General features: G+C 36.3%; 12 protein-coding genes. 7 read left to right on the top strand and 5 right to left on the bottom strand.

Translation table 11 applies throughout. The annotated features are described in order from the left end of the window. Positions 1 to 86 precede the first annotated feature (86 nt). The 5 genes from fldA (at position 87) to cls (ending at position 3,691) form a co-directional block, all read left to right on the top strand. Positions 87 to 599, top strand: a complete 513-nt coding sequence (gene fldA / locus J3U27_RS01270) for a flavodoxin FldA (protein ID WP_065562251.1) — start codon at positions 87 to 89, stop codon at positions 597 to 599. Between the two features lie 77 nt (positions 600 to 676). Further along, entirely contained in the window at positions 677 to 1,135 is a 459-nt protein-coding gene (gene fur, locus J3U27_RS01265) for a ferric iron uptake transcriptional regulator (RefSeq protein WP_065562252.1), read from the top strand. Positions 1,136 to 1,199: 64 nt separating this feature from the next. Beyond that, positions 1,200 to 1,742, top strand: a complete 543-nt coding sequence (locus J3U27_RS01260) for an inner membrane-spanning protein YciB (RefSeq protein WP_220225071.1) — start codon at positions 1,200 to 1,202, stop codon at positions 1,740 to 1,742. Positions 1,743 to 1,769: 27 nt separating this feature from the next. After that, a complete protein-coding gene (gene yciA, locus J3U27_RS01255) occupies positions 1,770 to 2,222 on the top strand; it encodes an acyl-CoA thioester hydrolase YciA (protein WP_065562254.1) in 453 nt (150 codons plus the stop codon). 5 nt (positions 2,223 to 2,227) lie between these two features. Next, on the top strand, positions 2,228 to 3,691 hold the full coding sequence (gene cls / locus J3U27_RS01250; protein ID WP_267330098.1) for a cardiolipin synthase: 1,464 nt from the start codon (positions 2,228 to 2,230) through the stop codon (positions 3,689 to 3,691). Between the two features lie 49 nt (positions 3,692 to 3,740). On the opposite strand, the gene cpdA is transcribed toward cls, so the two are convergent. Both cpdA and nudF read right to left on the bottom strand, forming a co-directional pair. Beyond that, a complete protein-coding gene (gene cpdA, locus J3U27_RS01245) occupies positions 3,741 to 4,571 on the bottom strand; it encodes a 3',5'-cyclic-AMP phosphodiesterase (protein WP_267338240.1) in 831 nt (276 codons plus the stop codon). A gap of 162 nt (positions 4,572 to 4,733) precedes the next feature. Further along, positions 4,734 to 5,357: an ADP-ribose diphosphatase gene (gene nudF / locus J3U27_RS01240; protein WP_220225073.1), complete on the bottom strand. Its 624-nt coding sequence runs from the start codon at positions 5,355 to 5,357 to the stop codon at positions 4,734 to 4,736. Between the two features lie 138 nt (positions 5,358 to 5,495). Here nudF and tolC point away from each other — a divergent pair, with 138 nt between their 5' ends. Next, entirely contained in the window at positions 5,496 to 6,842 is a 1,347-nt protein-coding gene (gene tolC / locus J3U27_RS01235) for an outer membrane channel protein TolC (RefSeq protein ID WP_267330096.1), read from the top strand. 56 nt (positions 6,843 to 6,898) lie between these two features. On the opposite strand, the gene J3U27_RS01230 is transcribed toward tolC, so the two are convergent. After that, complete coding sequence (locus J3U27_RS01230) at positions 6,899 to 7,789, bottom strand: LysR family transcriptional regulator (protein ID WP_065734255.1); 891 nt, start codon at positions 7,787 to 7,789, stop codon at positions 6,899 to 6,901. A 215-nt stretch (positions 7,790 to 8,004) separates the two neighbouring features. Here J3U27_RS01230 and J3U27_RS01225 point away from each other — a divergent pair, with 215 nt between their 5' ends. Further along, positions 8,005 to 8,832: an SDR family NAD(P)-dependent oxidoreductase gene (locus J3U27_RS01225; protein WP_267376621.1), complete on the top strand. Its 828-nt coding sequence runs from the start codon at positions 8,005 to 8,007 to the stop codon at positions 8,830 to 8,832. A 190-nt stretch (positions 8,833 to 9,022) separates the two neighbouring features. On the opposite strand, the gene J3U27_RS01220 is transcribed toward J3U27_RS01225, so the two are convergent. Both J3U27_RS01220 and J3U27_RS01215 read right to left on the bottom strand, forming a co-directional pair. After that, positions 9,023 to 10,420, bottom strand: coding sequence for a hypothetical protein (locus J3U27_RS01220; RefSeq protein ID WP_267376618.1), 1,398 nt, complete (start codon positions 10,418 to 10,420; stop codon positions 9,023 to 9,025). 685 nt (positions 10,421 to 11,105) lie between these two features. Further along, the gene (locus J3U27_RS01215; RefSeq protein WP_267376615.1) at positions 11,106 to 12,428 is read right to left on the bottom strand and encodes a hypothetical protein; all 1,323 of its coding nucleotides are present in this window, start codon (positions 12,426 to 12,428) and stop codon (positions 11,106 to 11,108) included. Positions 12,429 to 13,054 lie beyond the last annotated feature (626 nt).

The raw sequence follows: 13,054 nt of genomic DNA, 5'->3' as shown, positions 1-13,054 counted from the left end.
TTGGAGTAATTGAGAATTATTGCTGATAACTACCGACAGTGTTATACTCAAAACATGTATATTGTAAAAACAGTAAAGGTAAAAATATGGCACAAGTTGGAATTTTTTTTGGTAGTGACACAGGCAACACAGAAAATGTAGCTAAACAAATCCAACAAATTTTAGGTACAGACAAAGCAGATCTTTTTGATATCGCAAAAACAACAAAAGAACATATCGAAAAATATGACTTCTTATTTTTTGGTATTCCAACTTGGTATTACGGTGAGTCTCAAGCGGATTGGGATGATTTTTTTCCTAACTTAGAAAACGTTGACTTTAATGGCAAAACAGTCGCAATATTTGGCTGTGGTGACCAAGAAGATTATGCTGAATATTTTTGTGATGCAATGGGAACAATTCGCGATATTATCGAACCTAAAGGCGCAAAAATTGTTGGTCATTGGTCTACTGAAGGTTACAGTTTTGAAGCATCTAAAAGCTTAGTTGATGACAACCACTTTGTAGGTTTAGCCATTGATGAAGATCGCCAACCTGAATTAACAGAAGAAAGAATTAATAATTGGGTAAACCAAGTAAAAACCGAAATGAATATTTGATCTATCAGAGTGATTTATTTTATTTTCCGTTCATATTTTATAATATGCCTAATTAATTAACTAAATTGGAATGTAATATGACAAATCATGATAAAGATAACAATGCAGCACTCAAAAGTGCGGGTTTAAAGGTTACGTTACCGCGATTAAAAATTTTAGAATTACTACGCGATCCTTCATGCCAACACATTACTGTGGAAGATCTTTATAAAAAACTACTTGATATGGGCGAAGAGATTGGTCTTGCTACAGTATATCGTGTATTGAATCAATTTGATGATGCGGGTATTGTAACACGCCACAATTTTGAAGGAGGAAGAGCCGTTTTTGAGCTTGCCTCACAAAAACATCATGACCACTTAATTTGTTTAGATTGTGGAGAAGTTTTTGAATTTCGAGACGAAATTATCAACAAACGTCAAAAAGAAATTGCAGAGCAATATGGCGTGGAACTCACCTTTCATAGCTTATATCTTTATGGTCATTGCAAATCAGGTAACTGTAAAACTCATCCGGAACTTCATACAAAAAAATAAGCCTATTTAATAGGCTTTTCACTTATTGAGAACTCTTACTTTTATCTTTCAGGTTAATAATTAAATGAAGCAGCTATTAAATTTTATACCACTTATCGTCTTTTTTATATTTTTAACAATTTACGATATTTTTGTTGGCGTACAAGCCTTGATGGTTTCAGCAACCATCTCATTTTTAATTATTCTTGTTATGTATAAAAAAATTGATAAAGTCGAGCTCGTCTCCTATCTGATGATAATGATTTTTGGTGGCATAACACTTTATACGCAAAATCAAGACATAATTAAATGGAAAGTAACCATCATAAACTTCTTATTTGCTGCTGCATTATCTATTAGTCAGTTTGGTTTCAAAAAAAATCTACTACAAAAAATGTTAGGTAAAGAGATACATCTCGATATCGCTATTTGGAATAAACTCAACTTGATATGGATCGCTTTTTTTACGGTTTGCGGTTCATTTAGCCTAGTTGCAACCTATTATGCATCAAGTGATTTCTTCTGGATCTTCAAAGTATTTATTTTACCGATTGCATCATTAGTCATGTCATTGATATCGGGCATTTACATCTATCGGCATATGAATAAAATGGCTGATAACGGATAAAAAAATATAAGTAGGAGTACTTTCAACATGACGCAAGATAACCCTAATGGACAACTCGTTTTACGCACTTTAGCCATGCCAGCAGACACCAACCCTCATGGCCATATATTTGGCGGGTGGATAATGTCACAAATGGATTTAGCCGGTGGTATTTTAGCTAAAGAAATTGCTAAAAGAAGAGTAGTAACAGTAAATGCAAGTAGTATCACCTTCTACAAACCAGCAATGGTTGGCGATGTTGTTTGTTGTTATGCACATTGTATAAAAACCGGTACAACATCCATTACAATTGGTATTGAAGTTTGGATAAAAAAAATAACAGATGCTGATAATGCAACACAACGCTTCTGCATTACTGACGCGACATTTACTTATGTTTCTGTAGATAAACATAATAATCCAAAACCGTTGCCTGAAATATTTCAAAATTTCGATTGTACTAAAGACCCAATTAGTAAACTAAACTTAAGTTATAGCTGATAATTATGCAATTTACATCATTTCATGCCTTAGTAAGTACATTAATATTTCTTGTTTACTGGTTGCTTATTGTGTCAACCACCTTACGTATTGTCTTTAAAAGACGACCAACCACTTACGTAATCGCATGGATGTTAGTAATATATATATTACCTATAATTGGTGTCATTCTCTATTTTGCACTAGGTGAAGCTCATCTTGGTCAGCAAAGAGCTAAACGTGCGCAAAGAATGCGCCCGACTATTACAAAATTTATTAATCGGTTAAGTGATTTTCCTGACATCTTTACCACCAAAGTCAGCCAGGTTAGTAAACCCATTTTTCAACTCTGCAAACATCAAACAGGTCTTGATGGGATCAGAGGCAACCACATTGAATTACTGAGCAATACCGATGCCATTTTTGACCAACTAATTCAAGACATAAACCAAGCCAAGTCAAATATCGAAATGGTCTTTTACATCTGGAACGAAGGTGGTAGAGCTGACGATGTTGAACAAGCGCTTATACAAGCCACACAACGAGGCGTCACCTGTCGCCTAATGATTGACTCAGCCGGTAGTCGACATTTTATCCGCTCCAAAGCCAGCCAAAGAATGCGAGACGCAGGCATAACCATCATCGAAGCATTGCAGGTTAATCTATTAAGATTTATGTTTAGACGACTTGATTTACGACAACATCGAAAAGTCGCCATTATTGACAACTACATCTCATATACTGGTAGCATGAACATCGTAGATCCACGATTCTTCAAACAAAATAAACATGTTGGGGAGTGGGTTGATATCATGATCAGAATGTGTGGTCCAGTAACCACACTAATGGGTGCAATATACGCCAGTGACTGGGAACTAGAAACAGGAAAATATTTAGCCCTTCCTCAAATTACTGATTTCGCAGAGCCGCCAGAAGATAAAAAACATATTATGCAACTGATTGCTTCAGGTCCTGGTTATACTGAAAACATGATCCATCAGGTACTCTTAACCGCAATCTACTCAGCTCAAGAACAAATTATATTCACAACGCCATATTTAGTACCAAGTGATGATATTTTACATGCAGTATGTACAGCCGCTCAACGAGGTGTTGAAGTAATCATCATCGTCCCTAAAAAGAATGATTCGCTAATGGTCAAATGGGCAAGTCGAGCATTCTTTTCTGAATTATTAAACGGTGGGGTTAAGCTTTATCAATTTAACGATAATTTACTCCATACCAAAAGTGTATTAATCGACAACCAACTTAGTTTAGTTGGAACCGTTAACTTAGATATGCGAAGTTTATGGCTCAATTTTGAAATCACAACGGTAATTGATGATGCACAGTTTGCAAAATCACTATCTACACTGTTAGAACAATATTTATCACAATCAGACAAAGTGGATATTGAAAAATGGAAAAAACGACCAATCTGGCAACGGATTGTTGAAAGACTATTTTATTTTTTTGCTCCATTGCTCTAAACAATCGTTGTAAAAATTAACGTTTGAGTAACCTTTGAAAAGATAGATATTAGTAACCTTTTTGCGAAACATCAGGCAAAAACAGATTATCTGCAATACGGAAAACGTTAGATTCAATTGTTCCATCTTCATTAAGCTTAATTTCACGCCAGCCTGGAGCTTCATCATTAGATAATTGAAACTCATAACAATTTGGCTTGAATTGAAAACAAGTAGATGGTGTAGAAAACGCGTGGCAATTATGCCAAACATGATCTTGTTGTTGATGAATATGCCCCCAACCAAGACCTTTTATTGAAGGAAATTTTTTAACGATTTCCTCAAGTTCATTACTATTTTTTAAAATATGCTCATCTAACCAATGACAACCCGAATTAATAGGATGGTGATGCAAAAAGACCATCACATTTTTATCAGTATGAGCTAATAACGTCTTTTCAAGAAATTGCAACTCAGATTGAGGTAACAAACCACATGCCTGACCAACAACTTGGCTATTTAAAAGCACAATCAACCAATTATCACCTAGCGATACCACTTTATTTTCAGCCAGTTGGTAATTCGAAAAAACTTCCTGCATATAACTAAAATTATCATGATTACCAGCCAACCAAACACATGGCGTATTAAACTGCTTAATCTGCTCGGCAAAGCGGGCATAGGATTTCTTCGAACCATCTTGCACAAAGTCACCTGTTGCAACGATCAAATCATACTTTCTATTACCGCGCTTAATTTCATTAATAACCGATAAAAAACTCGCATTTGACTTAATGCCTAATAAAGCACCATCCTCATCAGCAAACAGATGTGTATCAGTAATATGCAAAATATTTGCACAATGCTTATTCTGTATTTGAAGCGTTAAAAGTGACGCCAAAATCTACCTCAATAATTATATATATGAAATCATGCCAGCAATAGAATTGATATTGTGATCAACATCACAATTTTTTATTTTTAAATCATGATGTTATACTAAATTGTAAAATAAAATTTATTTTTAGGGAAGCAATAATTTCCTGAATTTAACAAAAATAGCTTATTTCCACTCATTTCTTAGTGTCGAATGATTAAGTTGTAACCATTGTAATGCAATAATTGATGCCGCATTATTAATTACGCCTTCTTCAACCCACTTATAGGCTTGCTCACGGCTGACTACATGAACCTTGATATCCTCGTTTTCTTCAGCTAAACCGTGCACACCTTTTGCGGTTGAAGCATCAACCTGACCAACCAAAACATGTAACTTCTCAGTTAAACCACCTGGTGATGCAAGATAACTAATAATTGGCTTACATTGCCCAACAACAATACCCGCCTCTTCCAAGGCCTCTCGTTTTGCTACTTCTTCAATCGACTCATTCTCATGATCCATCATCCCGGCAATCAACTCTAACATCCAAGGCGAATCTTCTGTCTCAATTGCAGCTATCCGAATTTGCTCAATAAGCACAACTTCATCACGCTTATCATCATATGCTAAAAGCACCACAGCATGGCCACGCTCCAGAATTTCGCGACTCACCACCTCACTGATTGAACCATCAAATTTACGGTATTGAAAACGGTATTCCAATAACGAAAAAAAGCCCTTATATAAAATGCGTTTAGTTAAATTAAAAACATCTTTCTTGTTATAAAGCACAGGTTTAAATTTCATATCAAATTCTCAATTTTAAGCTAAATTTTAATAAAAAGTGCGAATCACGAATAAGTATACTTTCTATATGCTAATTATCTGTTAAAATTATGCAATTGAAAATATTATTCTATTTTATTGCTTTTAAAGAGAAGATTAATGAAAAAAACTTTAACCTTTTTAATTGGCTTAGCATTAAGTCAATCTGTGTTTGCTGAAAACTTAGTACAGGTTTATGAACAAGCGAAACAAACCAACCCAGATCTACGCAGTTCATTAGCTGAAAAAGATAAAGCTTACTCAGCAATTTCAGGTTCTCGTGCAAGCTTACTTCCGCAAGTTGGCCTTAGTGCTTCTTATGGTGTATCACATGGACGTCGAGACGATAGCGGTGTTAAATCTAAAAGCGGTAGCTTATACCAAGTTGGTGTATCACAAAGTATCTTTAATTTTTCTAATTGGAAAGCGTTAGATATCACCAAAAAACAAGCCACTATTGCGGATATCTCTTATCAATACCAAGGCCAAACATTAATTTTAAACACCTCGGTAGCCTATTTTAACGTATTAAAAGCCCTTGATGCATTAAGCTTTATCGATGCACAGAAAAAAGCAATTGGTCGTCAATTAGAACAAACTCGCCAACAACATCAAGTTGGGCTAGTTGCTATTACCGACGTACAAAATGCTCAAGCAAATTACGACTTAACTGTTGCACAACAAGTTAATGCATTAAATGATTTAAATAATGCGCTTGAAGCATTACGCCAAGTAAGTGGACGCTTCTATTCTCAACTTGCCAGCGTTGACACTAAAACCTTTAGAACTGAGCAACCAACTCAAATCAACACATTGTTAAAACAATCTGAAACCACTAATCTCAATTTATTAACAATGAAGTTAAACCAAGAGATTGCTCGCGACCAAATCAAAATGGCTCAATCCGGTTTTATGCCTACTGCTAGCTTAGAAGCATCAACCAACCTAAATAAAAGCGAGAGTTATGGTGATACCAATTACAAGCGTCATACTGCCGGTAAAAAATATGCAGGTGATAACAGAATTGGGGTTAGCGTTAGCTTACCACTATTCTCTGGTGGCGCAACAGTATCACAAGTACAACAAGCACAACACAGCTTCGTAAGCTCAAGTGAAAAACTTGAAAGTACTAATCGTAGTGTGATTAACCAAATCCGCTCATCTTACAACAACATCTCATCATCGATCAGTGCGATTAAAGCTTATCAACAAGCGGTTGTTTCAGCACAAAGCTCATTAGAAGCAACCTCTTCTGGATACCAAGTGGGAACACGTACTATCGTTGACGTACTTAACGCAACAACACAACTGTATAGCTCAAAACGAAATCTTTCTGATGCTAAATACAACTATTTAACAAGTTTATTACAGTTAAAATATGCAGTTGGAACCTTAACGGCAAGTGATCTAGATTACCTAAACAATATGTTAGGTAAAGAAGTAAGCACACTTGCAACAATAAAATAATTCAATAAAAATTAATAAAAAAGCGATCATCAGATCGCTTTTTTTATTTATCCTGATTAAGTCATCGCATTAATAATAAAATCGATAAAAATATTGAGCTTAGGCAACCGTTGCTTATCGGCGGTATACAACAAATGGACTTCCCTCGCCGGCGGTAAAAAATTTTGTAAAACTGGGATTAATTTATTTTGTTTAATTGACTCTCTCAACGTCGACTCAGGTAACATCGTAATACCTAACCCTTCAAGGGCGGCCACAGCTAGTGCTGCCGTATTATTACTTTGAAATGATCCTGTAATTGGAACATTAATCAATTCACCATTTATCTTAAACGGCCACAAATTATCTTTTTTGTTTGAATTAACATATTGATAGATCAAACATTGATGTTTCTTCAAATCATCAGGTACCGCTGGCACACCATAACGAGCCAAATAACTTGGCGATGCAGCAAAAATAAGTTGCAAATCACTAAGCTTTCTCGCAATTAATCCCGAATCACTTAAAGAACCGATTCGAAACACCACATCAAAATCATCTTTAACTAAATCAACATAACGATCGTTTAACTGAATATCAATATTCACCTTCGGATAACATTTCATAAAATGGCTGATAACCGGAACCAAATTAAATTGACCATAACTCACCGGTGCACTAATTCTTAAACGACCTTTCGGCTCCTTACTATATGTTTGTGCTAATGTCTTAGTATTCTTAATCTCACTTAAAATAAATAGACATCGCTCATAATACTGCTTGCCAAACTCGGTCAAATTTTGCGATCGCGTCGTTCTATTTAACAACTTTAAGCCCAAATAATTTTCTAAAAACAAAATATACTTCGCGACCATTTGTGGAGAGGTATTTAAAGAGATTGAAGTTGCAGCAAACGATCCGGTCTTAACCGTTATCACAAAAGCTTCCATACACTTAACTAAATCCATATTATCAACCACCAGTTGTTAATAAATAAATTTTGACACTATTTATAGTCATTTTATATATAAATATAATACACATCCTTAATTAAAAAAAGAAAATACTCTAAACAAAAAATTGTTATCATATGTGCGAACTTTAATGTTCGCTAAACAATTTTAATGCGAGCGACTAAAATTGATTAATTGGAACATAGATACGGATATAAAAAGGATACGAAATGGAAATTGAAATAGAAATGGATATCGAAACAGAAACAGAAACTATTAACGCTGAAAAAAGATATACAGTCATCACCGGAGCTAGCTCAGGCATAGGTTACGCAACAGCAATCGCTTTTGCAAAAAGAAACAAAGACCTTATTATAATAGCAAGAAGAATAGAAAATTTAGAATCATTAAAAAACCAAATAGAAACAATCAACCCCGACATAGAAGTCATTATTAAAGTTTGTGATCTCACCGATATACAATCCATCTACACATTATTTAATGAACTAAGAAATTACTTTATCGAAACGTGGATCAACAATGCTGGTTTTGGACATTATGGTAGTGTAAGTACACAAGAGTTAACTAAAATTGAGTCAATGCTCCACCTAAACATAGAAGCATTAACCATCCTATCAACCCTTTATGTACGTAAATACCATAATCACACCAACACACAACTGATTAACATCTCATCACGAGGTGGTTATACCATTGTACCTAACGCGGTAACCTATTGTGCCACCAAATTTTACGTCAGCTCCTTTACAGAAGGGCTTGCTCAAGAACTAATACAGACTAACGCAAAACTAAGAGCCAAAGTACTCGCCCCAGCAGCAACGCAAACTGAATTTGGCAAAAAAGCCAACAATGTCAGTGAATATAATTATGACAAAAGTTTTGCCAAATATCATTCTGCCGACCAAATGGCTGAATTCTTACTAGCGCTCTATGACAGTGATAAAACCGTTGGGGAAGTTGATACTAAAGATTTCTCATTCCAACTAAAAGACAGCCATTTTCCATATTCAGGCAACCCAGCAGAAAATCAAAAATAAAAAGTTGAATATGGAAGGAACAATAAAAGGATTTTGGGGTTCAAAAACCCCGTTCCTCAACTTTTTTTACCGTATCATTTTAATAAATCCGCCCCAATTGAGGCGGATAGCTTAAACTTCGACACCACAAAATCGCTTTTTAATTGCCTGTACATCAACGATTCCCTAACCGAAGAAAAACAACTAAAAGCTAATCTGTCACACACATGCCAAATGGTGGAAGATTAGGATCATTCCAAAATATATTGCCATAATGCGAATTCACTACAAACTGACCACTAGCATGGCGATCACTAGTCCAATACCAAGCACCTCTAAAGCTACCTCCAGAGTGTTGGTACAAATAGCCCCACTCAGTAAAAAAACCGGCACCAATACTACGCTGATAAAAATTACTCGGTGACGCAGGTGTTGCACCAACTGAACCTTGACAGTGAGAACCGGAATTAGTCCCTCGACAAGAAGCATTAGTTAAATCTTTAACCGCAGGCAGACGATAACCTATATCATCACACCAAGCTATTTGATTACTTAGAATCTTATTCACGTGCCCACGGTTAACGAACCATTGCTTTAACACAAAACCATACTTAACAACATCATTACCTTCACTATCCCGCCCGACTAACTCAAAAGTCTGAGGTAAAGCTGGTCTAGGCACACTTCCCGGATTATCTGAACTCCATTGAGACGATGTTGCAACGGGACCAGATAATGTAACACGGACACTTGTAGGTGATGAATCTGTCATCGTAGCAGTGATACCGCTATGAGAAACAGGAGCCCAAAACAATGCTTGATTACTACCACCAATATCTAAATCAAAATACAAACCATCAGCCCCGGTTGTCGGAAAATTCAAATTATAAGATGATGGTGTAGCTGATTGAGTAAGAAACCCTTTATCAGGGTCCCAAATCAAAGCTGAACCACGGAAGTCGTGAGATTTACCATCTTCATTAAGATTACCAACGTGCAAGTTAGGCTTAGCAAAACAAATAACCGGCGATGCCTTAGGATTGACAAAGTAAGTCACATCACTTGCATTAAAATGACTACTGCGAGGAAGACCATAACGTGTCATTAATGTACCTTCAGTACTGGTTAATTTAATCTGATAAGGCGCATTACACATCGTTAACACAGTTTCACGTGATACCGATTGATTGTCCCTATCAACGATAGACAAACTTAAACTACCAGTCGCAGAAATATCACCATCGCCATCATCATCCCCCCAAAAATTATAAGGTGAACCGATAAGTGTACTCAGCGAGGCTGAATTAGTATCAACTGGCAGCATCATACCAATATCAGTAAAACTTTGACCAACTGCGGGTAACTCGATTGGCGTAATTGATGAAATGTTCGTTGAAGGCGTGTATTGAATACCATTAGATAACGTGATCCCAAGCAAACCATCAGTATTAACTGCACGGGTTTGCCCCCCGTCGAACGTCAAATACGGAACACTACCATAAATAACATTACTAGTTTTCGATGTTAATGCATGACTAAAAAAAGGGATAGACAGTAAAAGAACCAGAAAGATCTGCCGAAATAAATTGGATCGATAAAAAGATCCCACGAAGATCCGTAAAAGTCTAATGAACCTCGTGAAATAATGAATTTTAGAGAAAAATAAAAGTTGGAAGCTTAACTTTGACGAATTTAAATTATAGGTTGGCCAAGTTGCCTGTTGCCTGTTGCCTGTTGAAAATTATAATACATAGCCGACAATCCTGTCAAGTAAATTTATGATTTATTTAAGATTTTACGTTTTTTTAACGGAATTTCATTCATTTGTATAAAATGACACAAGAAGTATAATGACTAGAAAAATATGATGCAATCTTGTTTTAAATTTTAATTGCTAACTTTCGTAAAGACGATCACTAAAAGATCTAAAATGAATTGACTGACTATTGTTTTCATTAAAATTCTCATCTTTACAAAGCCTAAAAAAATCACAATTATTAACCTTAAAAAAATTCAATATTAGAATTTAAAAATTAGCGTTTTTAATAATTTTACAGAACAAGACGTTACCCTCAAAAACCCCGCTCCTCAACTTTTTTTGAGATAAAAACCGCAAAAATAAACCCGCCGAGGCGGGTAATTCAAACGTCGCTAAGCCGCAAAATCGCTTTTTATGGCTAAACGACGTTGACTCCTTGAGTCAGCTTACTTTTAATCACTTAATACTTTTTTTTATCACTCCCACCCCCGCTCTAAGGATTAAGGATTAAGGATTAAGGACGAAGGAATAAGAACTAAGGATAGGCGCAAAGCCCATAGCGGTAGGTGTAGTCGTAGTGCCAATTCACGTAACCGTTGATTGTGGTCACGATAAACTGGTAACTACCAGTCGGGTCACTAGTCCAGTACCAATAGTTGTAGAAGCCAACGCCTGAATAATCAGCCATTTTGCCCCACTCCGTGAAAAAACCTGAACCTATATGACGCATAAAATGATTACCCGGCGAGGAAGGGGTGGCGCTAGGTACGACTACATCTGTACGAACAGCGTTAGTTAAATCCCTTATGCGAGGCATCCGATAACCAATACTATTACACCAAGATAAGACAGGAGAATAATTGTTATCAGACACATTACCACGGTTGACGAACCACTGCTTCAAAGTAAAACCATATTTGACGACAGTATTACCTTGACTGTCACGACCGACCAACTCGAAGGTCTGAGGCAAAGATGGAGTGGAAATACGACCAGGAGTGGATGAACTATGCTGGGATGTGGTAGCGTAAGGACCAGTTAAAGTAACCCGTACGCTTGTAGCAGTAGAATTAGACATTGTGACTGTGATACCACCCTGAGAAACAGAAGACCAAGACAATGGCTGACTTACACCACTAATGAGTAAATCAAAGTACAATCCATTAGCACCAGTAGTAGGAAAGTTTTGACCGTAAGATGATAGGCCAGTTGACTGAGGGATAAAACCATTAGCAGGGTCCCACATTGAAGCTGGGCCAGCATAATTACCTGTACCGTAAGTCAAATTAGGCCTTGCAAAACAAACCACAGGCCCAGCCTTAGGATTGACGTAATAAGTCTCACTACGGGCACTGAAAGTACTACGATTAGGAACGCCATAACGAGTCGATAATGTACCGTCAGTACTGGATAACTTAACCTTATAAGGTGCAGAATCAGTACATGTCGTTAACACTGTATAACGTGATACAGGTCGATTGTTTTTATCGACGATAGATAAACTTAAAGAACCTGTAGCTGTAACGCCAGAATCACCATCATCATCCCCCCAATAATTATTAGGAGGACCGATAAGAGAACTCAAAGCGACTGAATTAGTATCAGTAGGAACGAACATACGAATATCAGCAAAACTCTGACCCACAACCGGCAAAGAGATTGGTGCTGAAGAAGATGAAGTATTGGTTGAAGGCGTGTACCTAGTTCCGTCAGATAAAGTAATCCCAAGCAGACCGTTAACATCAACCGCACGTGTACGACCACCGTCGAAAGTCAAATACGGTACACTACCCTGTATCGCATTCCTAGTTGTCTGTGATGTCAATGCATGACTGGAAAAAGGAAGGAAAAGAACCACGGAAAAAACAATCTGCCGGGATAATTTGGAAAAGCCGAAGGATCGAAAACAGGATCTGAAAGAGGATCCGAAAAACGATCGGAAAAAAGATCGAGAAGAGGAGCGCGGAAGCGATCGCGCGAAAACTCGCAGAATTTCACTTAATTGCGTGGAAAAATAAGTTTTATTGAAAAATTTAAACTGGGTGCTGGACTTAGATGAATTTAAAAGATAGGTTGGCCAGGTTGCCTGTTGCCTGTTGCCTGTTGAAAATTATAATGCATATGTGACAATCCTGTCAAGTAATTTTTTGATTAATTTACAATTTTATACTTTTCTGTTAAATTTTAGCCTATTAGCTAAAACCGTGTAAAAAGTATAGTGATTGGAAAAACACGATGCAACACTTTTTTTCACTCACTTTCATTAACTTTTGTAAATTGGATCTAAAAAGGATCTAAATTGTAATTGATTAACCATTGTTTTAACTAAAGATGTCACCATTACAAATCTTTAAAAATATAATTAAAGATCCTCGAAAATTTTATTTTAGTACTTTGAATTAGAAATTTAGTAAGTTGATCATTTAAAACTTTTTAAGTGAAATTTAAAACCCCAAAAACCCCACTCCTCAACTTTTTTTGCGA

This window comes from Gilliamella sp. B2911 (assembly GCF_026536965.1).
Classification (GTDB): Bacteria; Pseudomonadota; Gammaproteobacteria; order Enterobacterales; family Orbaceae; genus Gilliamella; species Gilliamella apicola_E.
Note: the sequence above shows the minus strand (reverse complement) of the source record. Positions and strands in the feature narration are given on the sequence as shown.

Excerpts from the sequence above, each read along its gene's own strand:
- cls (WP_267330098.1), top strand. The coding sequence starts at position 2,228 with ATGCAATTTACATCATTTCATGCCTTAGTAAGTACATTAATATTTCTT.
- yciA (WP_065562254.1), top strand. The coding sequence starts at position 1,770 with ATGACGCAAGATAACCCTAATGGACAACTCGTTTTACGCACTTTAGCC.
- J3U27_RS01260 (WP_220225071.1), top strand. The coding sequence starts at position 1,200 with ATGAAGCAGCTATTAAATTTTATACCACTTATCGTCTTTTTTATATTT.
- fldA (WP_065562251.1), top strand. The coding sequence starts at position 87 with ATGGCACAAGTTGGAATTTTTTTTGGTAGTGACACAGGCAACACAGAA.
- fur (WP_065562252.1), top strand. The coding sequence starts at position 677 with ATGACAAATCATGATAAAGATAACAATGCAGCACTCAAAAGTGCGGGT.
- J3U27_RS01225 (WP_267376621.1), top strand. The coding sequence starts at position 8,005 with ATGGAAATTGAAATAGAAATGGATATCGAAACAGAAACAGAAACTATT.
- J3U27_RS01230 (WP_065734255.1), bottom strand. The coding sequence starts at position 7,789 with ATGGATTTAGTTAAGTGTATGGAAGCTTTTGTGATAACGGTTAAGACC.
- tolC (WP_267330096.1), top strand. The coding sequence starts at position 5,496 with ATGAAAAAAACTTTAACCTTTTTAATTGGCTTAGCATTAAGTCAATCT.
- nudF (WP_220225073.1), bottom strand. The coding sequence starts at position 5,357 with ATGAAATTTAAACCTGTGCTTTATAACAAGAAAGATGTTTTTAATTTA.